23 protein-coding genes are annotated in these 21,355 nt (G+C 63.0%); 11 read left to right on the forward strand and 12 right to left on the reverse strand.

The genetic code is table 11. The annotated features are described in order from the left end of the window. Window positions 1-341: 341 nt before the first annotated feature. The 6 genes from ABVQ20_RS08955 to ABVQ20_RS08980 all read right to left on the reverse strand — a co-directional run bounded on the left by ABVQ20_RS08955 (window position 342) and on the right by ABVQ20_RS08980 (window position 7,771). The gene (locus ABVQ20_RS08955) at window positions 342-1,106 is read right to left on the reverse strand and encodes an ABC transporter ATP-binding protein (protein ID WP_354459149.1); all 765 of its coding nucleotides are present in this window, start codon (window positions 1,104-1,106) and stop codon (window positions 342-344) included. After that, window positions 1,103-2,092 (reverse strand): ABC transporter ATP-binding protein, encoded by a 990-nt coding sequence (locus ABVQ20_RS08960; protein WP_354459150.1) that lies wholly within the window; start codon window positions 2,090-2,092, stop codon window positions 1,103-1,105. Before ABVQ20_RS08960 ends, ABVQ20_RS08955 begins: the two co-directional genes overlap by 4 nt. Continuing rightward, window positions 2,092-2,934: an ABC transporter permease gene (locus ABVQ20_RS08965; RefSeq protein WP_354459151.1), complete on the reverse strand. Its 843-nt coding sequence runs from the start codon at window positions 2,932-2,934 to the stop codon at window positions 2,092-2,094. Before ABVQ20_RS08965 ends, ABVQ20_RS08960 begins: the two co-directional genes overlap by 1 nt. Then, the gene (locus ABVQ20_RS08970; RefSeq protein WP_354459152.1) at window positions 2,931-3,896 is read right to left on the reverse strand and encodes an ABC transporter permease; all 966 of its coding nucleotides are present in this window, start codon (window positions 3,894-3,896) and stop codon (window positions 2,931-2,933) included. Before ABVQ20_RS08970 ends, ABVQ20_RS08965 begins: the two co-directional genes overlap by 4 nt. A gap of 281 nt (window positions 3,897-4,177) precedes the next feature. Beyond that, complete coding sequence (locus tag ABVQ20_RS08975) at window positions 4,178-5,722, reverse strand: ABC transporter substrate-binding protein (protein ID WP_354459153.1); 1,545 nt, start codon at window positions 5,720-5,722, stop codon at window positions 4,178-4,180. Between the two features lie 21 nt (window positions 5,723-5,743). Continuing rightward, window positions 5,744-7,771, reverse strand: coding sequence for a CocE/NonD family hydrolase (locus tag ABVQ20_RS08980; protein ID WP_354459154.1), 2,028 nt, complete (start codon window positions 7,769-7,771; stop codon window positions 5,744-5,746). A 76-nt stretch (window positions 7,772-7,847) separates the two neighbouring features. Between ABVQ20_RS08980 and betI the strand changes: the two genes are divergently transcribed. The 7 genes from betI to ABVQ20_RS09015 all read left to right on the forward strand — a co-directional run bounded on the left by betI (window position 7,848) and on the right by ABVQ20_RS09015 (window position 15,268). After that, entirely contained in the window at window positions 7,848-8,438 is a 591-nt protein-coding gene (gene betI, locus ABVQ20_RS08985; RefSeq protein ID WP_354459155.1) for a transcriptional regulator BetI, read from the forward strand. A 298-nt stretch (window positions 8,439-8,736) separates the two neighbouring features. Further along, window positions 8,737-9,798, forward strand: coding sequence for a YeiH family protein (locus tag ABVQ20_RS08990; RefSeq protein ID WP_354459156.1), 1,062 nt, complete (start codon window positions 8,737-8,739; stop codon window positions 9,796-9,798). Between the two features lie 107 nt (window positions 9,799-9,905). Continuing rightward, complete coding sequence (locus tag ABVQ20_RS08995; RefSeq protein WP_354459157.1) at window positions 9,906-10,955, forward strand: helix-turn-helix domain-containing protein; 1,050 nt, start codon at window positions 9,906-9,908, stop codon at window positions 10,953-10,955. Window positions 10,956-11,060: 105 nt separating this feature from the next. Next, window positions 11,061-12,197 (forward strand): efflux RND transporter periplasmic adaptor subunit, encoded by a 1,137-nt coding sequence (locus ABVQ20_RS09000; RefSeq protein ID WP_354459158.1) that lies wholly within the window; start codon window positions 11,061-11,063, stop codon window positions 12,195-12,197. After that, window positions 12,194-12,922, forward strand: coding sequence for an ABC transporter ATP-binding protein (locus ABVQ20_RS09005; protein ID WP_354459159.1), 729 nt, complete (start codon window positions 12,194-12,196; stop codon window positions 12,920-12,922). Before ABVQ20_RS09000 ends, ABVQ20_RS09005 begins: the two co-directional genes overlap by 4 nt. Continuing rightward, window positions 12,919-14,061 (forward strand): ABC transporter permease, encoded by a 1,143-nt coding sequence (locus tag ABVQ20_RS09010; protein WP_354459160.1) that lies wholly within the window; start codon window positions 12,919-12,921, stop codon window positions 14,059-14,061. The genes ABVQ20_RS09005 and ABVQ20_RS09010 overlap by 4 nt, the downstream gene beginning before the upstream one ends. Window positions 14,062-14,065: 4 nt before the next feature. Continuing rightward, window positions 14,066-15,268: an ABC transporter permease gene (locus ABVQ20_RS09015; RefSeq protein WP_354459161.1), complete on the forward strand. Its 1,203-nt coding sequence runs from the start codon at window positions 14,066-14,068 to the stop codon at window positions 15,266-15,268. A gap of 7 nt (window positions 15,269-15,275) precedes the next feature. On the opposite strand, the gene ABVQ20_RS09020 is transcribed toward ABVQ20_RS09015, so the two are convergent. Then, window positions 15,276-15,773, reverse strand: a complete 498-nt coding sequence (locus tag ABVQ20_RS09020; RefSeq protein WP_354459162.1) for a GAF domain-containing protein — start codon at window positions 15,771-15,773, stop codon at window positions 15,276-15,278. Between the two features lie 80 nt (window positions 15,774-15,853). Between ABVQ20_RS09020 and ABVQ20_RS09025 the strand changes: the two genes are divergently transcribed. Further along, window positions 15,854-16,180, forward strand: coding sequence for an NUDIX hydrolase (locus ABVQ20_RS09025; RefSeq protein ID WP_354459163.1), 327 nt, complete (start codon window positions 15,854-15,856; stop codon window positions 16,178-16,180). A gap of 158 nt (window positions 16,181-16,338) precedes the next feature. On the opposite strand, the gene ABVQ20_RS09030 is transcribed toward ABVQ20_RS09025, so the two are convergent. The 4 genes from ABVQ20_RS09030 to ABVQ20_RS09045 all read right to left on the reverse strand — a co-directional run bounded on the left by ABVQ20_RS09030 (window position 16,339) and on the right by ABVQ20_RS09045 (window position 18,091). Further along, window positions 16,339-16,536, reverse strand: coding sequence for a hypothetical protein (locus ABVQ20_RS09030; RefSeq protein ID WP_354459164.1), 198 nt, complete (start codon window positions 16,534-16,536; stop codon window positions 16,339-16,341). Window positions 16,537-16,672: 136 nt separating this feature from the next. After that, a complete protein-coding gene (locus tag ABVQ20_RS09035; protein WP_354459165.1) occupies window positions 16,673-17,071 on the reverse strand; it encodes a GFA family protein in 399 nt (132 codons plus the stop codon). 153 nt (window positions 17,072-17,224) lie between these two features. Then, window positions 17,225-17,710, reverse strand: coding sequence for an SRPBCC family protein (locus ABVQ20_RS09040; protein WP_354459166.1), 486 nt, complete (start codon window positions 17,708-17,710; stop codon window positions 17,225-17,227). Window positions 17,711-17,842: 132 nt separating this feature from the next. Continuing rightward, window positions 17,843-18,091, reverse strand: coding sequence for a ParB N-terminal domain-containing protein (locus ABVQ20_RS09045; RefSeq protein ID WP_013895829.1), 249 nt, complete (start codon window positions 18,089-18,091; stop codon window positions 17,843-17,845). Between the two features lie 209 nt (window positions 18,092-18,300). On the opposite strand from ABVQ20_RS09045, the gene ABVQ20_RS09050 reads away from it, so the two are divergent. Further along, window positions 18,301-18,723, forward strand: a complete 423-nt coding sequence (locus ABVQ20_RS09050) for an acyl-CoA thioesterase (RefSeq protein WP_354459167.1) — start codon at window positions 18,301-18,303, stop codon at window positions 18,721-18,723. A gap of 32 nt (window positions 18,724-18,755) precedes the next feature. Here the strand turns inward: ABVQ20_RS09050 and ABVQ20_RS09055 are convergent, their stop codons facing one another. Further along, window positions 18,756-19,712: a LysR family transcriptional regulator gene (locus ABVQ20_RS09055; RefSeq protein ID WP_354459168.1), complete on the reverse strand. Its 957-nt coding sequence runs from the start codon at window positions 19,710-19,712 to the stop codon at window positions 18,756-18,758. Window positions 19,713-19,849: 137 nt separating this feature from the next. Between ABVQ20_RS09055 and ABVQ20_RS09060 the strand changes: the two genes are divergently transcribed. Then, a complete protein-coding gene (locus tag ABVQ20_RS09060; protein WP_354459169.1) occupies window positions 19,850-20,632 on the forward strand; it encodes an ABC transporter substrate-binding protein in 783 nt (260 codons plus the stop codon). 64 nt (window positions 20,633-20,696) lie between these two features. Continuing rightward, on the forward strand, window positions 20,697-21,344 hold the full coding sequence (locus ABVQ20_RS09065; protein WP_354459170.1) for an amino acid ABC transporter permease: 648 nt from the start codon (window positions 20,697-20,699) through the stop codon (window positions 21,342-21,344). Window positions 21,345-21,355: the final 11 nt, after the last annotated feature.

Raw genomic sequence — 21,355 nt, forward strand, 5'->3', positions numbered from 1 at the left:
CCCGATGAATCCTACCGTCTATCGGGGCAATCGCCTGGCGTTTTTGAATTGCTACTCTGTCGACGTTTGTGCTGCCCCTCACCTGCCTGCCGGCATCCTCTCCCCGTATAGTGACCGGGGGGGACGCTGTCATCGGCGATTTCGCCAATCTCCAACGCCGCAACAAGGCGCCGACAGCGCGGCCAGCCCATCTCTCCCCGTCACTATACGGGGGGAGATGTACGGCACGACAGTGAGGGGCAGCGCTGACTTTCGATCGATGGCGCGCTCACTGCCATAGGCGCAAGCGGACATCGGCTACCGTTCTGCGACGAGCTTTAGCCCAACCGTTCGTACCGTCCTCAACCCGCTCCGGAATGCGTGACGCTCGGCCACGCCGCCAGCAATTCCCTTGTGTAGTCTTCCCTTGGCGCGCCGAACAGCGAACCCACCTCGCCGCCCTCAACCACCTTGCCGGCACGCATGACGACGGCGTTTTCGGCGATCAGCCGCACGATCGCCAGATTGTGGCTGATGACGATCAGCGTGATGTTTTGGGACCTTCTGATGTCCTGCAGCAGGTTGAGCAGGTCGCCCTGAACCGAGACGTCGAGGCCGGCGGTGGGTTCATCGGCGATCAGGATCGATGGCTTCATCAAGAGCGCCCGGGCGATCGCCACGCGCCGTGCCTGACCGCCGCTGATCTCGTGCGGGTATTTGTCGATGACCCCGGGCGGCAGGCCGAGCCGGTTCAGGATGACGCGCAGCCGCTCGTGCGTTGCCGCGTGCGGCTCCCGCAGCACCGTGCCGACCTCGTTCATCAGCGTGCTGATGCGGCTGCGCGGCGACAGCGAAGCGGCCGGATCCTGGAAGATCGGCTGGATGAAGCTGGCGCGCTGCTTCAGCGCGGCACGGCTGTGCACCAGCGGATTGCCGAGGATGCGGATCTCGCCCTGGTCAAGCTTCTGCAGGCCGAGAACGGCGCGCATCAGCGTTGTCTTGCCGGAGCCGGATTCACCGACAATGCCAAAGCACGTGCCTTGCGGGATGGACAGCGAGACACCATCAAGCGCGGCGGTCTCGCCGAAGCGCAGTTGCGCATTGCTGATCGAGATCGCGTCGGTCATGGCGTCTGCAATCGCAGGCAGCGGGCGCTGTGACCGGCGTCATTGCCGACCGGATAATCGCCGGGATTAACGGCCGCGCATTCCTCGAACGAGACATCACAGCGTCCGTTGAAGATGCAGCCGGGCGGCCGCTGGCGCGGGTCCGGCAAGTCGCCGGCAATCACAGTGAAGCAATTCTGTGAGGCATCGGCATGGCGCTCGCGATCGATCGGCACCTCGCAGTCGAACAGCATGCGCGTATAGGGATGGCCCGGTCGGCGTTGAACCTCTTTCACCGTGCCGCTTTCCAGTTTCTCGCCGGCATAAAGAACCGAAATGGCGTCGCAATATTCGGTGACCAGGCCGAGGCTGTGCGTGATCAGCAGCACCGCACAGCCGATGCGGTCGCGCAAGCCGATGATCTCGCGCATGATCTGCGCCTCGACGGTGACGTCGAGCGCCGTGGTCGGCTCGTCGGCGATCAGCAGCGCCGGTTCGGACAAGAGCGCCATGGCGATCACCACGCGCTGGCGCATGCCGCCGGACAGTTCGTGCGGATACTGGTTCATGCGCCGCCCGGGGTTGCTGAGCTTTACCTTGGCCAGCGCATCTTCAGCCATCTCAACCCGGGTCTTGCGATCACTGCCGGGCGAACGCCGGCGCAGCACTTCGCAAAGCTGCGTGCCGATGGTGAACACCGGATTGAGCGACAGCATCGGGTCCTGGAAGATCATCGCCATGCCGCGACCGCGCAAGGCAGCCGTCGCGTTGTGCTTGGTCAGGTCGAAACTCCTGCCGTCGATGGTCGCCGTGCCCGAGGTGACCCTGGCATTGTTGGCGAGCAGGCCCATCAGCGCGAAGGCGACGGTGGATTTGCCGCTGCCGGATTCGCCGACAAGGCCGAGCATTTCTCCCTTTTGTATGTCCAGCGACACGCCGCGCAATGCATGCGCGGTGCCCTGTGGCAGGGTGTAGTCGACCGACAAATTGCGCAGCGAAATCGCCATCAGCGCGCGCCCGCCGTCTTCGGATCGATGACGCGCCGCAGCGCTTCGCCGAGCAGGGTGGCGCCGAGCGTGGCGATGGCCAGCACGAGGGCAGCAGCGACGGTTGGCCACCAGGACTGGTTGATGGAGATGAAGCCATCCTTGATCAGCGTGCCCAGCGAGGATTTCGGCGGCTGCACGCCAAAGCCGAGGAAGGAGAGCGAGGCCTCGAAGGCGATCACCACTGGCAGGTTCATGCTGGCCAGCACGATGATCGGTCCGGCGACATTGGGCAAATAGTGCCGGAACACGATGGTGAGGGGATGGACGGCGAGCATCCGTTCGGCCTCTATGAAGCTCAGATTGCGCAGGGTTTGCGCGCGGGCGCGCGCCATGCGGCCGAACTGCGGGATGAAGACGACTGTGACCAACAGCACGAAGGTGGCCGAACCCTTGCCGTAAAGCGCGATCAGCGCGAAGGCCAGGATCAGCGGTGGGAAGGCGTTGACGATATCGAAGATAGCCGTCACCGCCCTATCCACCCAGCCGCCAGCGATGCCGGCGACAATGCCGATCAGCGAGCCGAGGATCGACGAGATGACGACGATCATCACCGCCAGCGTCAGCGCATAACGGGTACCGACCGAAGTGCGCGCCAACAGGTCGCGGCCGAGATTGTCGGTACCGAGCAGATGCGCCAGCCCGGGGGCCGCGAAGCGGGCCTTGATGTCGATTGCGTTCGGGTCGGGGCTTATCAGCGGTCCAAACAGCGCGAACACCAGGATGAAACCCGTGAAGGCGAGGCCAAGCCGGCCGTCGCGTTCCGAGCAGATGCGCTTGAGCGTCACGACCAGCCCGCTCATCCCCGCCCCGCCGCGATACGGGGGTCGAGCAGCGCGTTGATCATGTCGACCACGAGATTGGCGACGATATAGAAGGCGACGATAAAGACGACGCAGGCCTGCACCACCGGATAGTTGCGCTGCGCGATCGAGTTGAAGATCAGGCTGCCGATGCCGGAACGGGCGAAGATGATCTCGACGACCACCGAGCTGCCGATGAGATCGCCAAGACCGATGCCGAGGATCGACACCACCGGCACAAGTGCAAGCTTCAGCGCGTACAGGCCGACGATGCGGTATTCGGACACCCCATAGGCGCGCAGCGTGCGCACATGCAGTTCGGCCAGCGTGTCGAGGAGTGCCGCACGCACAAGCCGCGAGATGTAGCCGACCCAGCCCAGCGCCAGCGCCACGCTGGGCAGGATCAAGTGCTGCAGCCGGTCCATGACGTCGCCGGGGTCGCCGGCCCCCGCCACCGGCAGCCAGTGTAGGCCGATGGCGAAGATCAGGAACAGGATGACCGACACCACCAGCGTCGGCGTGGTGATGAAGGAGATCGACAGCAGCGCCAGCCCGCTGTCGAGCCACGAGCCCGGTTTGAGTGCCGCGATGACGCCGATCGGAATGCCCACCACCAGCGCCAGCGTCAGCGCGCTGAAGGCCAGCGCCAGCGTGTTGGGAATAACGTCAAGCACGATGTCGAGGATCGGACGGTGCGAGACGACGTCCTCGCCGAAATTGCCGGTCACGGCGCGGCTGGCGAACAGCCAGAGCTGCTCGAGCATGCCGCGGTCGAGGCCCATGTCATGGATGATCTGGGCGCGCAGTTCCGGCGTCGCCCTGGGCCCCAGCATAACCGAGGCGAAGTCCCCTGGCACCAGGCGCACCATCAGGAACAGCAGCAGCGTGGCGCCGGCGATGGTCAGCACCATCGACGCCAGACGGCTCGCGATGAAAGCAACGGTCCGTTGCGATCTGGTCATGGGTAGTCGAACTTGGTCAATGGCTTCAACCTGTTCTGGAGATGGCCAATTGTCGACGCTGACGCTAGGTCCCCTCATCCGGCCGCTTCGCGTCCACCTTCTCCCCGAGGTGAGAAGAGGCTGGCGCTTGTGCCGACTCCTCCTCTCCCCTTGGGGAGAGGTCGGATTGCCCCGAATTGCTCTTTGCAAATCGGTCTTGGCAATCCGGGTGAGGGGGTCTTTGGCCTTATGCGACTTTCTCTACCATAAACGGGGAGTGTTGGCGGCAGCCCCCTTCCCGCTCACGCCTTGTCAAAAAACTCGAACTGCCAGTCCTTGCCATTGGGCAGGAACATCGGCTTCAGCCAGGCCGCGTCGACGAAGAAGTTGCGGCCGTGCGTGATCCAGATGCAGGAGGCCGATTCATCGAGCAGCTTCTGCATGTTGACATAGATCGCCTCGCGCTTGGCCTTGTCCAGCGTCTCCAGCCCCTCCTGATGCAGCTTGTCGAATTCGGGGCTGTTCCAGCGCTGCCAGTTCCAAAGGCCGATCTGGCTGGCGAGGAACCACTGCGTCTGGAAACTCGGGTCGAACTTGGAGGTGTAGGGGATCAGCGTCAGCTCGAGGTCCTTGCTGGCATCGCCGGCGCCGAGCGCCCAGTAGGCGCCGGAATCCATGGCATTGATGGTCAGCGTGATGCCGACTTCAGCGAGGTTGGCCTGCGCGATCTGCGCCACCGCCAGCGAGGTCGCGTCGTTGAGGCAGGTGAAGGTGAAGGTCAGTCCCGTCTTGCCGGTCTCGGCGAGCAGCGCCTGCGCCTTGGCGACATCCCTGGTGTAGAGCGGCGCATCGGCCCAGTTGCCGAGCAGGCCGGGCGCCAACAGCGTCTTGGCGCGCGAGGTGGCGCCGGAATAGGCGCCCTGGATGATGGCATCGACATCGATTGCCCAGCGGATCGCCTGGCGCACCTTGATATCGGCGAGATCGCCCTTCACCACATTGATGCCGATCCAGGTGTAGTCGATGCCGGGAATGTCGATCACCTTGGTGTCCGGCAACCCCTTGGCGGTGGCGAGCTGGTCGGCATCAAACGCCGTGAAGTCAAGTTCCTTGGCCTGGTAGGACAGGAAGGAGGTCTTGTGCTCGGGGATGATCTTGCCGGTGATCTCATCGAAATGCGCCTTGTAGGCCCCCTTGTAATCAGGGTTGGCGGCGAGCACGAACTGCTCCTTCGGTCGCCATTCCTTGAGCACCATCGGGCCGGAGCCGATCAGCGTGGTGGCGATCTTGTCGCCCAGTTGCTCCGCGGCTTTCTTTGACAGGATCGCGCCCGACGCATCGCAGATGCCGATCAGCCAGAGCGCGGCCGAGGGATGCTTGAGGACCAGCTTGCCCGTGTATTTGCCGGTGACCTCGACCGATTTCAGCGCTTCCAGATCGTCGGCATAAGCAAGCTTCTTGCCGTTCTTGTCGCCGTTGATGTAGCGGTCATAGGTGAACTTGACGTCGTCGGCGGTCATCTCGCCGAAGCCGCCGGTGAACATCTGACCGGGGTTGAGTTCGAAGTCGAACTCGGTGTCCGAGATCTGCTTGATCTCCTTGGCCGCATCGTTGGTCCAACTGGTCTTGCCCGGCTCGAAGCGCACCAGCGTCTGGCAGACCGCACGGATGATGTTGCCTTCGGTGGTGCCGACGCGATTGCCAGGGTCGAGATTGCCGATGTCGGCATCGACGGCGATGATCGGGTTGGTCCTGGCACCAGCCGCCATCGCGAAGCGGGTATAGGGCAGGATCGCCAGTGCCGACGAGCCGGCCAGGAAAGTTCTACGATCGAGTTTCATACGCATTCTTGTTCCCCTTCTTGTTGGTTACATGCAGTCGCGTGGAATGACCTCGTCATAATTTCGCTCGGCGAAAATCGCTCCCCGCTCGTAAGCCTTGACCCAGCCGCGAGCATAGAAATTGTCGCGGTCGCAGTTGAAGGTGATTTCGCAGTCGACCCGCGCGTTCCAGTCCGGACGCGTCAGTTCCTCATGACAAGTCACTGTCGTGGCGCAACTCGCCGGATCGTTGTCCGTGATGCCGTAGATCTTGCGGCGCCAGGAAGTGATCTCGGTGCCGGTTTCCTCGAAGACGAAACGACCGTCATCGGACAATGCCGTCAGCTCGGTGCGTTCGGTCGGCAGGTCGGTGGTCAGCGAGCGAAGCTGGCGCGCCGGCTCCTTGACCGTCACCGGGCGGGGCTCGGCCCAGAGCGCTTCCTCGAAGGCCACGGACGCAAGACCCTCCTCGCTGGCCAGCACGGACAGGTCGAGCCGGCAACCCCTCGTGTCGAAGGTCAGCATGGTGCGCTCCGGCGACGGCCAGGCCATCGGCCAGTAGGACGAGGAAATCGCGACCCGAAGCCTGTGTCCCGTCGGGATGATCTGCGCCACCGGCTTGAAGTCCAGCTCGACATCCTCGAACTGGCCCGGCGTCAGCGGCGTTGGAAACTCGTGGCTTTGGCGATGCGCCAGATTGAGCAGAGCGAAGGTAATGAAGGCGGAAGTGCCGTCTGGCGCCAGATCGGTCAGCCTGACGCAGAGCTGAGCCTGCGGCTTGTCCGATGCAACGCGCAGCCTGATCTTCGAAATGCCGGCAAGCGGCAGGTCGGCCTCCATGACAACGCTGTCGAAGCACAGCGAGCCGCCATCATCGGCGCGCTGGTCACGTGCGCCTTCAGCCGAGATGCGACCCTGCCCATAGGGGCACCATTCCTGTCCCTGCACGCCGGTGGTGAGAGGTGAGGAGACGGTCAGCTGCCCTGCCCCGTTGGCTTCCTGCGTCTCGCTCAGTTTGCCGTCGCCGTTCAGCCAGTAAGCCTTGCCGCCGATCTGCGTGGCCGGCCATTGTGGAAAGCCCAGCCAGCGGCCCGGCCGGACATCGATATGCGAATGCGGCCTGGCGTAGTCCATCAGATAGAGGCGTATGTCAGGCTCGCTGTCGGCGCCGTTGTCGATGCCCTTCAGCCAGCGATCGTACCAGCGGATGCATTCCTGCAGGTAGCCCATTGCCGGGCCAGGCACGCCATAATTTGGCTCCTTGTGGCCCCATGGACCGCAAATGCCCTTGGCTGGCCCCTTGAGATTCTTGACCAGGCTGAAGATCGTCTGCGTGTAGCCATCGAGATAGCCGCCGACCGCCAGCACCGCGCATTCGATCGCGGAAAAATCCTCGCAGACCGAACCCTGTTTCCAGAACGCGTCGCGGCGCTGATGCTTCAGCCATTCGGCAGCGTGGTTCTTGTGGTCGTCGAGCCGATCTTTCCACATTTGCCGCCAGCGATCCTCGCCGACGACGGCCGGGTCCGGCGGCAGGGCCGAATAGCCGAACAGCGCCCCGCCCCAGCCGAAATTGTCGTTGATCACGAGGCCGCCATTGTAGTGGGCGTCGCAAGCATAGCGATCATCGGTCGAGCAGGAGGTGACAATCGCCTTCAGCTGCGGCGGACGGCGGGCCGCGACCTGCAAGCCGGAAAAACCACCCCAGCTGTTGCCGATCATGCCGGCCACACCGGTGCACCATGGCTGCGAACACAGATGGTCGAGGACCTCCAGCGCATCGTCCTGCTCGCGCTTGACATATTCGTCATCGAGCAAGCCTTCGGAATCGCCGGTGCCGGCAATGTCGACGCGGGCTGAGGCATAGCCATGGCCGGCGAAGAAGAGATGCATCTCCTCGTCGCCGGTGCGCGTGCCGTCGCGGCGGCGATACGGTATGTATTCGAGGATTACCGGGACCGGATTTTTCTCGGCGTCATCAGGCAAGAACAGGCGGGCGGCCAGCTTGCGGCCATCGGCAAGCGGAATCCAGTGGGTTTCGACTGTTCTAACCCCGGAAATGACGACGCTGAGCATGTGAACTCCGGCTTGGATTGAATGACGATATGATATATTGAATAGCCAATCAATATACAAACGAGAAGGCATTGCAATGGCGAAACGATCCATCAAGGCGATGCGCCGCGACGAGCTGGTCGACGCCGCGATTGCCGTCGTCGGCGAGGAAGGCATGTCCGGTGCCACCATGGCTGTCATCGCGCGCCGCGCCGGCATGTCGGCCGGACTGGTCAACCATTATTTCGACAGCAAGGAAGAGCTTCTGGCGTTGGCCATGCGCAATCTGTCGAACCTGTTTCGTCAGGACATCATAAAACTGGCGCCTGTCGACCCAACGCCTGCGCAACGATTGAAGGCGATCGTCGACGGCTCCTTCGCGCCGCAGCATCTGGGCTCGCCCAAGCGCGCCGTGACATGGATGCAGTTCATGATCGCGGCGCAGACCGAGCCGCGCATCAAGCATCTCTACCACCTGACCGGCGCGCGCTTCGTCTCCAACATCCGCTATTCCGTAAAACGGCTGGTGCCAGCCGATCAGGTCGACGATATCGTCGACGGCATCGCCGCGCTGATCGACGGCTTCTTCTGGCAGAACGCAGGTGAATATGTGGAAGAGGACCTAGAGCGGGCGCGGCGGATCTGCTGGCGGTATGTCTGTTTGCTGATCCCGGGGATCGAGGGGTGAGGAATCCTTTCTATCAACCGTTTGCGCTGCCCCTCATTGCCCTGCCGGGCATTTCTCCCCGTATAGTGACGGGGAGAAAGATGCTGTTTCCACGATTTCGCCAATCGCCAGCGTTGGAGCGCGTCCCTTCTCCCCGTCACTATACGGGGAGAAGGTGCCGGCAGGCGGATGAGGGGCGGCACCGACTTCCGCAAAGAAGCAATCGTTCGTAAAAATCGATCATTCCAACCAGAACAATTCGTTGGAAAGATCGTTTCAGGAATGGCATTCTCCCGCTGCGCTTGCCTGGAGAATTGCATTGTCTTCCGCTACCCACATCGCGAACGAAATTCCGAAAAGCACGATTTCAGCCGATCTGGCGGCGGGCCGCAAGCGGCTCGATTCGGTGTGGAACGGCGTTATCCCCGGCGTCGTGCTGGTGGCGATGATCACCGCCGTCGCCTTCTCGGCACACAATGTCTCCGGCTTCGCCCTGTTCAGCCCGATGATCCTGGCCGTCGTCGCCGGCATGGTCTATTCCAATGTGATCGGCACCCCCGCCCACGCCAAGGCCGGCATCGCCTTCTCGCAAAAGCGCCTGCTGCGCTTTGCCATCGTGCTGCTCGGCTTCCAGCTCACGCTCGGCCAAGTCGTTTCGATCGGCGCCAGCGGGGTCGGCATCGTCGCGTTGACGCTCGGCGCCACCTTCGTCTTCACCATCACGCTTGGCCGGCTGATCGGCGTCGACCGCAAGCTGGCGCAGCTGATCGCCGCCGGCACCTCGATCTGCGGCGCCTCGGCCATCGTCGCCACCAACATCGTCACCGATGCGCGCGACGAGGACGTCACCTACGCCGTCGCCTCGATCACGCTGTTCGGCACCATCGCCATGCTCGGCTTCCCGCTTCTGGCGCCCGTGCTCGGCCTCGACCAGCACGCTTTCGGCCTGTGGGCCGGCGCTTCCATCCATGAGGTGGCGCAGGTGATCGGCGCCGGTTTCCAGAACGGCACCCAGTCAGGCGAGATCGCCACCGTTGCCAAGCTGACCCGCGTCGCCATGCTGGCGCCGATGGTCATCGCGCTCGGCCTGATGGCGCGCCGCAGGAGCAGCGATCAGTCAGCCGCGCGGCCGCCCATGCCGTGGTTCGTCGCCGCCTTCGTCGTTGTCGTGGCACTGAACAGCCTCGTCACGGTGCCGGCCGAAGTGAAGTCGGCAATGGCGCTTACCACCACCATCATGCTGACCATGGGCCTGGCCGCCATGGGCCTGCAGGCCGACATTTCGCAGCTGCGCTCGCGTGGTCTTCGCCCGCTGGCGCTCGCCTTCTCGGCCTTCCTGTTCATCGGCTGCTTCAGCCTGATGCTGGTGAAGTTCGCCTGAGCAAAATTCTCCGGGCCGGAAGCCCGGATTGATCGAGCGAAGTTGGGAATCAAAGCCACATCGGCTAGGGTCTGTGTGCAATCACTACACGAGCCGCAACCGACCCCATGCCGTTTGTTCCCCTGCCCTTCGTCGTTGCCCTGTTGCTGTTCATCCTGCTTTGGGTCGTCGCCAGGCGTCAGGATGAGGCCGCGCCGAACCTGCCGTTCCTTGGCCTGATCCTGCTCAGCGCGCTGCAATCGGTGTTCACCGGCTTGCGGTGGGGCTACGGCATCAACGAAGTCGGCTATATCGCTCCCGTATCCGCCGCGATCATGCCGTCGCTGCTCTATGCCGGCGTCTCGAAACTCGCCCGCACCGGCGACCGCCAATGGCCGGCGCTGCTCGCGATCCACGTGACGCCTGCCGTCATCATGATCGTGTTGATGATCTTTTGGCACGAGGCCATCGACCTCGCGCTGATCGCCATCGAATTCATCTACGCCGCCGCCATTCTCTGGCTGCTTCGCTCCGGCGCGGACGGCCTTCGCCTGGCCCCTTTCGATGGGGCGGTTCCGGCCTACCGGGCCATCATTGCCGCGGCAGTGACGCTGTGCCTGTCGGGAATGGTCGATGTGCTGATTTCCCTTGAACTGGCGTCTGGGCATGGGGCGCGCGCGGCGACCGTGATCGGCGTCGCCAACCTTTTCATCCTTGTCTTTGTCGGCGTGGCGGCAGCGGCGGCCAGTCAAAGCCATGTCCCGCTCAATGCTGCCGAACCGGCGGAGGCTCCGCCCCCGACAGGGTTCAGCGAAGACGCAGATACGATTCGTCGGGTCGATGAGACGATGCAGGAGAAGAAGCTCTACCGGGAGGCCAATCTCAACCTCAACCGCCTTGCACGGCGCGCCGGAATTCCGGCACGGCAGATTTCAGCGGCGATCAACCGGGCGACGGGCAAGAACGTCTCGCAATATGTCAACGAACACCGCATCGCCGAAGCCTGCCGGCTGTTGAGCGAGACCGATCAGTCGGTGACCGAGATCATGCTGACGGTCGGCTTCCAGACCAAGTCGAACTTCAACCGCGAGTTTCGCCGCGTGACCGACATGACGCCACTGGCCTGGCGGGAACAGAACGCGCAGTCGCCCTCGCTCGCGAGCCCCGTGGTCGGCTGAAATCCGGCGCCGCCGCTCGCGTCCAGCGGTACTCAATCGCGATAAAGCACGTCCTCGATCGTGATCAAGGTCGCGAGACGCGTTCACATCCGCCGATATCGCGGCATGAACACTGCAACCGAGCACGACCGTCAACTGGCCCAGAAGCTCAAGTCGCTGGCTCTCCAGCCCGTGACATTCGACCCAGAGCCGCCTCCCCGATCCGGACCATCCAGGCGCGATATCCGGCGACCCCTCGCCTTTGCTGGCGTCTCGACACTGGTGATAGCCGGCCTCGCGGCTTTCGCTCTTCCCAGCATGCTGGACCACGTCCGTGGCGATCCGCCAGCTGTTTCCGGCAGTGGTCCCGCGGCTTCCGCCACGACGGGCTCGGCCGGGCTGAAAGAGCCGCCGGACATCACGGCTCCAACGACCCGCCCGGCAACACGGGAAGTCACCGGGTCCGGCCATGTCGTGGCGCCGCAATCCGCAGAAGTCTTCTCCAGATATGAAGGCAGGATCGTCGCGGTTGCCGTCGAGGTCGGCGACAGGGTTGAAGCCGGCCAGCTTCTGGTCAGGCTCGACGATTCAGCCGCCCGCTTCAAACTGCGCCAGACCCGCATCGCCGAAGCCTCGGCAAAGCTCGCGCTTGCCGCCAGGAACATCGATCTCGCACAGGCCAGCGCCTCCTTCGATCGCGCCACCACCCTGTTCGCACGCGGCACTGCATCCAGGCAGCAGCTTGAGGACGCGCAGACCTTGCGTGAGCGCGCTGAGAACAGCGTAACCCAGGCCGGGCAGGACCTGGCCAAAGCCGAACTCGACCGCGAGGAGGCCGAGCTGACCGTCGACGAGCTGACCGTCGTGGCCCCGATTGCCGGCACCGTCACGGTGCGCAATGCCCGGCTGGGTGAAAGCGTCCTGGCGCGCGCCGACAGCGTCAAGGAAAACGCCAGCCTGCTGACCATCGTCGACACTGGCAGCCTCGCCATCGATGCCGACATCGCCGAGACCAGCATTGCGCTGGTGCGGCCCGGCCTTCGCGGCGAGGCCGTGCTCGACGGTTTTCCCGAACAACCCTTCGCAGTGACGATCGACAGGATCGCGCCCGCCGCCTCGGCCGAAAAGGGAACCGTGGCGCTACGCCTGTCCCTTGTTTCGCCCCCCACAGGCATCCGCCCCAACATGGCGGCCCGCATCAGCATCGCGGGCATGCTCCAAACCACCGCAGGCGCGGACAACCGCAAAGGAACGCAACAATGACAGGCACCACCGGCGAAGAGCCGTATATCGAGATCCAGGGCGTCAAGAAGGGTTTCAGGTTCGGCGCCGAGAAGATCGCGATCTTCTCGGATCTCAATCTGAACATCGCGCGTGGCGACTTTGTCGCGGTCATGGGCCCTTCGGGGTCGGGCAAGTCGACGCTTCTCAACATGCTGAGCGGCATTGACCGACCCGATGGCGGCAGGGTGCGCATCGGCAACAGCCATCTCGAACAGATGGGCGAAAGCGCCAAGGCGTCATGGCGCGCCCACAATCTGGGCATCGTCTTCCAGTTCTACAATTTGCTGCCGATGCTCAACACGGCGCAGAATGTCGAACTGCCGCTGCTTCTCAAGCCGCTCAGCCGCAAACAGCGCGGCGAGCGCGTCGACACCGTCCTCGATCTGGTCGGACTGAATGGCCGTCAGAAGCAGTATCCGGCCAGGATGTCCGGCGGGCAGCAACAGCGCGTCGGCATCGCCCGCGCCATCGTCACCGATCCCGGCCTGCTTCTGTGCGACGAGCCAACCGGCGATCTCGACCGGAAATCCGCCAACGATATCCTCGAAATGCTCGGCTTCCTCAACCGCGAACTGAACAAGACGATTGTCATGGTCACCCATGACCCGGAAGCAGCGGGCTTCGCCAAGCGTACGCTGCATCTCAACAAGGGGGAGTTCGTCGAACAGGGCCAAATCTTCAAACAGGAGATGACACGCCAATGACCTTCTTCCAGCTTGCCCGGCGCAATGCCTGGCGCAAACCCTACCGCACGGTGCTTCTGATGTTCTGCGTCGGCATCGCCATCCTGATCTACGGCCTGACGCAAAGCTTCCTTGCCGGCTCGCAAGGTACGGATGGCGCCAGCGACAATCTGCTCGGCGTCGTCAACAAGGCCGGGCGGTCGCAGCCGTTGCCGATGAGCTATCTCAGCAGGATTGCCGCCGACAACGATGTCGCTGGGGTTGCCTACATGGCGCGTATGCGCGGCTTTTCCGGCGCGCAAACCAACGTCGTGATGACCAGTGCTGTCGAGCCGCGATCGATGGCCAGCGTCAACGGCAGGGAACTCGGCCTGACGCCAGAATTGCTCGCCGGGCTCGATCAAGCGCGCGACAGGGTTATCGTCGGCAAGGCACTGGCCGAGGCGCAGGGCTGGTCGGTGGGACAACGCATCGGCGTGACCGCGTTCCAGATGATCGGCAGCAATGGCAGCCGCGACTGGAGCTTCGAAATATCAGGCATATTCGACGGCGCCAATGCGAGCACCGACACCTACTTCATGATCGCGCGCTACGACTACATCAACGCAACACGTGCACAAGGCAAGGATACCGTGGACGCCTTCGCCGTGCGTCCGCGTGACGGCGTCTCGCCAGGCGTGCTGGCGTCGAGGATCGATGCCCTGTTCGCCAACTCGGCCGCCCCCACCAAGACGCAGTCGGAAAAGCAGTTTCTCGAGGCCTTCATCCGCCAGTTCGCCGACATCGGCCTCATCGTTAATCTGGTCGTTGGCGCCGCCTTCACCACGATCATGATGATCGTCGTCAACACCATGGCCTTCGCCGTGCGCGAACGGACCTTCGAGATCGGCGTCCTGAAGACGCTGGGGTTTTCGCGCGGCCGCATCATGGGACTGGTGCTCGGCGAGACCCTTTTCGTCTTCGTCATCGGCGGGCTTGCGGGTCTGGCCGGCACGAAACTCGCGACCATGCTGGCCGGCCCCGAGCTTGGCCTGGCATTCACGCCGCTGGTGATCGGCAAGGCCGTCCTCATCATCATCGCGCTTGGCCTGCTCACCGGACTGCTGCCGGCGGTCAACGCCATGCGCATACCCATCGTCAACGCCTTTAGGTCGAGGTAGCGCCATGTTCTCCCAACTCAAGCAGACAGCAGTCATGACCAGGGCCAATCTCGGCAGCCTGCCGCGCCGCGCCTGGATCGCGTCGTCCATGGTGCTGTCGGTCGCCCTCGTCGTCTCCGTCCTGATCGGCTTCCTGTCCATGGCCCGGGGCTTCGAGAAGACGCTGGCCAGCGCGGGTTCCGCTTCCGTCGCCATCATCCTTGGCGGCGGCACCAACCAGGAGATCGGCTCCGATATTCCGGCCGATCTGATCCGCAATCTCAGGGCCAACCGGGGTGAGACGGGAATTGCCCGCGACAGCGCCGGCGCACTGATCGCCTCGCGCGAAATCCTGGTGCCCGTCGACGTGAAACGGCTTGCCGACGGCGCCGACCAGACGCTTGCCTTGCGCGGCATGGATATGGTCGGACCGTCGCTTCGCGATGGCGCCGTGCTGTCGCAAGGCCGCATGTTTTCACCCGGTGCTCGGGAAATCGTCGTTGGCGCGCGCATTGCCAGCGAGTTCGCCGGACTCAATGTCGGCGACAAGGTTCGCCTCGGCAGCGTCGACTGGACCGTCGTCGGGCGGTTTGCCGCCGGCGGCAGCGCTTTCGAATCGGAGATATGGGCCGACATCGAGGCTGTGCAACCGGCCTTCGACCGGCAAGGACAGGTGCAGACCGTCCGCGCCCGCGTCGATGGTCCGGCCGGGTTGCAGACCTTGCAGGCCACGCTTGCCTCGGCGGTGCGCACACCGGCCGCGGCACTGTCAGAGGCCGATTTCTACGCTTCGCAGTCGGTCAGGATCAGCAACCTCATCCGGCTGTTCGGATGGCCGATCGCGTTGCTGATGGCGATCGGCGCCACCGCCGGCGCACTCAACACGATGATGAGTTCGGTTTCGGACCGGACCGTCGAGATCGCCACCGTGCGCACGCTGGGTTTCGGCCGCTTCGCGGCCTTCACCGCGACATGGATAGAGGCAGTGCTGTTGTCTCTGGTCGGCGCGCTGATCGGCGCTGTTGTCTCATGGCTGGTCTTCAACGGCTGGCAGGCAAGCACGCTCGGCGCCAACAACACCCACATGGCGTTTCAGCTCAGCGTCACCGGCGGCCTGATGTTGCAAGCCGGCTTGCTGGGGCTGGCAATCGGGGTGGTCGGCGGTGCCCTGCCCGCCTTCGTCGCGACGCGGTTACCCCTGACGTCCGCACTGACGAACAGGGCATAGCTGCGTCTCAGTCCTCGAACGAACTCGCCGCGACATAGATCGCGGCGAGCTTCTCGATGCCGGCCTGGTCGGCACTGTCGAAGCGGCCGGGCAGCGGGCTGTCGAGATCGAGCACGCCGAAGGCGCCGTCATTGTCCTGCAAGAGCACGACCAGCTCCGAGCGCGAAGCGGCATCGCAAGCGATATGGCCGGGGAAATCATGCACGTCCTTGATCAGCATCGACATGCCGAGTTCGACCGCCGTTCCGCACACGCCCTGGCCGACCGCGATGCGCACGCAGGCCGGCTTGCCCTGGAAGGGACCGAGCACCATTTCCTCGTCGGATTGCAGGAAATAGAAGCCAGCCCAGTTGAGGTCGGGCACCATCTGGAAGATCAGCGCGGCGGTGTTGGCGGCGTTGGCGATCGAGTCGCGCTCGCCGTCGAGCAGCGCCTTCAGCTGGGTGGCGAGGTCGCGGTAGAACGCAGCCTTGTCTGACGTATCGATGGCCTTGGCCGCAAACATTATGCTTGTCTCCATGTCGGGAATCGCGGTCTGCGTTCCTGCAGCCTGTCTGCACCAAACCACGGCCTGGACATAGTATCGTGAATTCCACTCATTGCGAAAGCCCGATCAGAATTGCCGCCGCCGTCATCATCGATGCCGATGGGCGGCTGCTTCTGGTGCGCAAGCGTGGGACATCAGCCTTCATGCAACCCGGCGGCAAGATCGAGCCGGATGAACTGCCTATCAATGCGCTGGTTCGCGAATTGCGGGAAGAACTCGGCCTTGTCATCGATCCAGGCGCGCCATCCTGGCTCGGCTCGTTTCGGCGGAGGCCGCCAATGAGCCTGGCCTCATCGTCAATGCGGAATTGTTCGCAATATCCCTTTCGAGCGAACCGATACCGGCCGCCGAAATCGAGGAGATGATCTGGCTGGAACCCGGACCTGCAGGGACCATCAATCTCGCGCCGCTCACGCTCGAAAGCGTGTTGCCGATGCGCGCGGCCTTGCGACGAGAAAATCCCTAAACAGAAGACCCGCGCAGCATGCCGCCTGCGCGGTGTCAATCTTTCAGGGCATTGGCATCAAGAGCAGAGCCAGAGCTTCTGGCACGTCCTTGCAATCACGTGGGGCGGTGGGACACGTGGCTCATCCCCGGAGGGGCGACGAACCCGCTCAAGCAGCATGCGCACCTGTTCCGGGCGCACGCGGTCACGTGCCATCACCAGCTGGATCATCGGGTCGCCCAGCAGCTCTTCCAGGGTGTTGATGGTATCGTTCATTCGTTGCCTCCTCGAATACCAGCCCGCAGCCGATAGATAGGGATGCAATCATGGCCCGCCAATGACGCTTAGCCGGCGATCTCGTGTCTTGGCGTGAATTTTTCGGACACAAAAAAGTGTCCGGTGGCAGCATGCGCTAAGCCGGTGGCGGCGCACCTTCATACTGCGGCAGGCCGTCGTCGAGCTGCACCCAGGCCTGCTTCGACGCCGTGAAAATATGCATTTGCGGTTTGAAGAAGGAAGGATCGTCGAGCGAGCCGGAGGTTATGCCGATGATGCCGGCGGCATCGCGCCGCGAAAACATCGTGGTGCCGCAGTGCGGACAATAGCCGCGCTTGAGGTCGGGCGATGAATTCACGGTTGCCAGTGGCCCTTCGATCGTCACGTCGTCGATGCGAAACAGGACGCGTGCGTTGAAGGCGGCGCCAATTGCCTTCTGACAAAGCCGGCAATGGCAGACCCGTTCATTGATCGGCGCGGCATCAGCCCGGTATCGAACCGCCCCGCAAAGGCACCCACCCTCGTATTTCGCCATCGTCCTGGTCCTTCCCCTCGCAGATTGACCGAAACGTAGCCTCAGAAGCGGTTCGGTCAATTGAAAAGCCTTGATGAATATACATCGGCCATCGCGATGCGACCCGTCGAAGCTATTTGCTCCGCGACAGCAACCGGCACGACGTTGGGCGTATCAAAGCGCCTTGGCGACAGCTTCGAGTTGGTCGGTGCACTGGCCCCAGCCTTCGTGAAAACCCATCTTCTCGTGCTGTTCGCGGTCGGCGACGCTCCAATGCCGGACGCGAGCGATGTAGCGGGTTTTGCCCTCGCCTTCGTCCTCGAAGGTCAGCACGCCGGTCATGAACGGCTTTTCGGAGGGCTGCCATGCCTGGGTGTAGGCGTCGGTGAAGACGATCTTCTTGCCGGGAATGACGTCCAGGAAGACGCCCGGATTTGGAAACTCATTGCCGTCGGGACCGGCCATGACGATGAGGCTCGAGCCGCCGGTGCGCACGTCCAGCTCGGCGCGCGGTGTCGTCCAGGGTTTTGGAGCGAACCATTGCGTCAAAAGCTTCGGCTCGGTCCAGCAGCGATAGACGTTCTCGCGCGGCGCATCGATGATGCGGGCCAGAACCATTTCGCGGTCGTTGGCTGGGGCGATGTCGAGCTTGGTGGTCATGATGGTCTCCTCACATGCAAAAAGCGGGTTCGATTGATTTCCGTCCCAAGGACGAGTGGCGCGGGCGCAAGCCGACACGTCCCCCGAAAAAGATTCGGCGAACCATCGGGATGCGGCCATCGAATTGAAGAATTAGTGGCGCTTGGCTTGCACCAGATAGGCGTCAATCTCAGTTTCGCCGAGCCATTTTGCCGCTTCCAGCCGATGCAGGCCTTCGACGAGGACATGTCGCTTGCCGTCGTGACGGACCTGGATCGGTGTCTTCATGCCGTTCTCCAGAATATCCTCGGCCAGATGCCGGACCGTCTCGGGATGCAGCGTCTTCTTGCGCGCAGTCGGCACGTAGATGTCGTCGACCTTGACTTTTTGCACTCTCAGCATGTCGACCCCCGTGGCGGAAAACGCCGCCCTCCCCTGAGATAGGCGGTTTACTGAAGGCGGCCAAGGGCGCGGCTAACGAATATGAGCCGAAGGCCGCTCGGTTTGAAGATGCGGGGATAGCGGCCTGCTCCCGACGGTTTGCCTGTTGTCGCGCATTTCGATATTGCGTGTCCGCAATCGCTGATGGCGGGCATCCAAGAAAGACGACCATGAGCAAACCTCTCGTCACCTTCATCGGCGTAACGCATCCATGGATGTGCGACAGGATGGGCCACGTTAACGTGCGCCACTACGCGGCGATGTTCGATGATGCCAGCTTCCAGCTCCTCGGCCATATTGCCGGGCAGGACGACAACCAGGCGTCGGAAGCCGGATGGGCCGATGTCCGCACGGAGATCGACTATCGGCATGAAACGAAGGCCGGCGCGCTCATCACCATCCATTCTCATGTCGTGAAGATCGGCCGCACCTCCATCACCTTCGAGCAAGTGATGTCGGGGACACTCGACGGCATGGTCCATGCAGTCAGCAGGACGACCAGCGTTCGCTTCGATCTTGCGGCGCGTGCGTCGGTGCCTCTGGAAGACGCCATGCGCGAGCGCGCGTCGGCTCTGCTGATCGATCAGGCCTGATCACTTAGCCGGCAAATCTTCAAGCCAGATTTTCAAGCATTGTAAATGCGATCGTCAAGCGGCGTCTCGGCAATGATCGCATGCAAGCCTGAAAGCAGCGCCTTCTCCGCGCGGTTCATCGTCTTGTCGGGATTGACCAGCAGGAAGATATCGATGGCCGGCGGCGCATCATAGGGCGGCAGCCGCCACAGCGTTCCATCGACCACATCGCGGCGCGCCACGTGCAGCGGCAGCGGCCCGATTCCCAGCCCAGCCACAATCATGCGCCGTACCTCCTCCAGGCTCGATGACACGCCGACGACATCGGCGTTCAGCCTGGCTTCGCTGCGCAGCAGCGCCACCGGCCGCAGAGCGTCCGAAATGTGATCGGTCTGGAAGGACACGGAAGGCTCACCGCGCAGATCGGCCAGCGTCAGCCCTTCACGCCCAAAGAACCTGTGCTGCGGGCCGCAGAAGAAGCCGAAGAATTCGCGATAGACCATTGTGTATTCGAGCGCCGGATCACGCTGGCTGACCAGGCAGATGCCGAAGGAGGCACGCCGCTCCTTCACCTGCTTGGCAACTTCGGTGCTTGCCGCAACCGAGATGGTGATGCTGGCGCGCGGATAGTTGCGGTGAAATTCCGATAGCGCCTGGTCGAAGATCGGCGAGACGACATGGCTTGCCGTGGCGATGATGACATGGCCGGTGACGTCATCGCTGATACCCCGCATCAGCAACGGCAGCTGCGATATCGTGCCGAACACCTCGACGCTTTGCTCGTAGAGCAGCCGACCGACCTCTGTCAGCTCGAAACGCGTCGCATCGCGCTCGACCAGCCGCCGGCCAACCCGGTCTTCCAGCCGCCGCAGCGCGTTGCTGACGCTCGGCTGCTTGAGGTTCAACCGCTCGGCGGCTCGGGTGATGCTTTTCACTTCCGCGATGACGACGAACGTCCGCAGGAGATTCCAGTCGAGATCCCAGACCAGCCGTTCGGGTCGCGCAACCATTCCCCAGATCTATGCTCCCTATTCCCATTATCTATTTGCGCAATGCTATCGCAAAGGCAATCATGAAAATCAGGAGAGCGCCCCAACGCCTCCCAAGAACAAGACTTCGCGCTCCATCCAGAGGATCAAGAAATCACATGAACAGAGTATTTTCCGGCATCGCGGTTGCCGCCTTGTTGATTGCGTCGAGTTTCACGACCGTTTCGGCGAGGGCTGACGACCTTGAGAAGATCAAGGCGGCGGGCGAGCTGAAGATTTCCATGAGCGGCCAGTATCCGCCCTTCAACTTCGTCAACGACCAGAATGAGGTCGTCGGCTTCGACGCCGATATCGGCAAGGCCATCGCCGAACGCATCGGCGTCAAGGGCACCATCATCACCACGGCCTGGGACGGCATCATCGCCGGCCTTCTGGCCACGAAGTACGACACCGTCGTCGGCTCGATGACCATAACGCCGGAGCGCGAGAAGGTCGTCGATTTCGTCGGTCCCTACTATCATGCCGGCCGCGCCGTTTTCGTGAACGAGAATTCCAAGGTGCAGAGCCTCGACGAACTCAAGGGCAAGACCCTTGGCGTGACGCTGGGCGAGACGCATGAGAAATGGGCGCGCCAACAGGGCGGCTGGGACGTCCGCACCTACAAGGGCCTGCCGGAACTGCTGCTGGAGCTGAGGGCTGGCCGCGTCGACGCCATCGTCGTCGACAACATTCCAGTCATGGTCGCCGTCAAGGAAACCGGCGAGAAGGTCCGCAGGCTCGACACGCCGAGCATCGAAGGCGGCAGCGTCGGCATCGGCATCGCCATCCGCAAGGACAACCCGGAGCTGAAGGCAGCCATGCAGAAGGCGCTGGACGGCATGATGGCGGACGGAACCTACGAGAAGATCTCCAAGCAGTGGGTTGGCAGCGACATCCGCTAACCTCGTCAGGCTTCAGGTAGCCAACACCACCTGAAGCCGCGCGCAACTCCCGCCGGACGATCCCATGGATTTCTCTTTGATGTGGCGCGTCTTCCCGTTCTTCGTGGAAGCAGCCTGGGTAACGATCGAGATCACGGCGCTGGCCTTGATTCTCGGCCTCGTGGTCGCGGCTCTCGCCGCGGCCGCCAAGATGTCGAGATCCGCACCGCTGCGGGCAGTTGGCGCGATGTATGTCAGCCTGTTTCGCGGCACGCCGTGCCTGATCCAGCTTTTCGTGCTTTACTTCGGCGGCCCTCAGATCGGCATCAACCTGGAGCCGTTCGCGGCTGGCGTCATCGGTCTTGGCCTCAACATCGGCGCCTACATGGCCGAATCGATCCGTGGCGCGCTGATTGCCGTCGACCGGGGCCAGACCGAGGCCGCCCGCACGATAGGGTTCAGCCGTTTCCAGACATTGCGCAAAGTCGTGCTGCCGCAGGCCGCCCGGCTGATGATACGGCCACTCGGCGTCAATACGGTCGCTCTGTTGAAGGGATCGGCACTGGTGTCGACCATTTCAGTCGTGGAACTGACCTATACGGCCCAGCGCTTCATCGGCTCGACCTACAAGCCGTTCGAGATCTTCGGCGTCGCGGCCCTGCTCTACATGGTCATGGTCTACGCCGTGGCGCGGACCGTCGACCTGCTCGACAAACGCTTTGCCATCGTCTGACCGGAGAGCGT

It is taken from the genome of Mesorhizobium shangrilense, from assembly GCF_040537815.1.
Taxonomy (GTDB): domain Bacteria; phylum Pseudomonadota; class Alphaproteobacteria; order Rhizobiales; family Rhizobiaceae; genus Mesorhizobium; species Mesorhizobium shangrilense.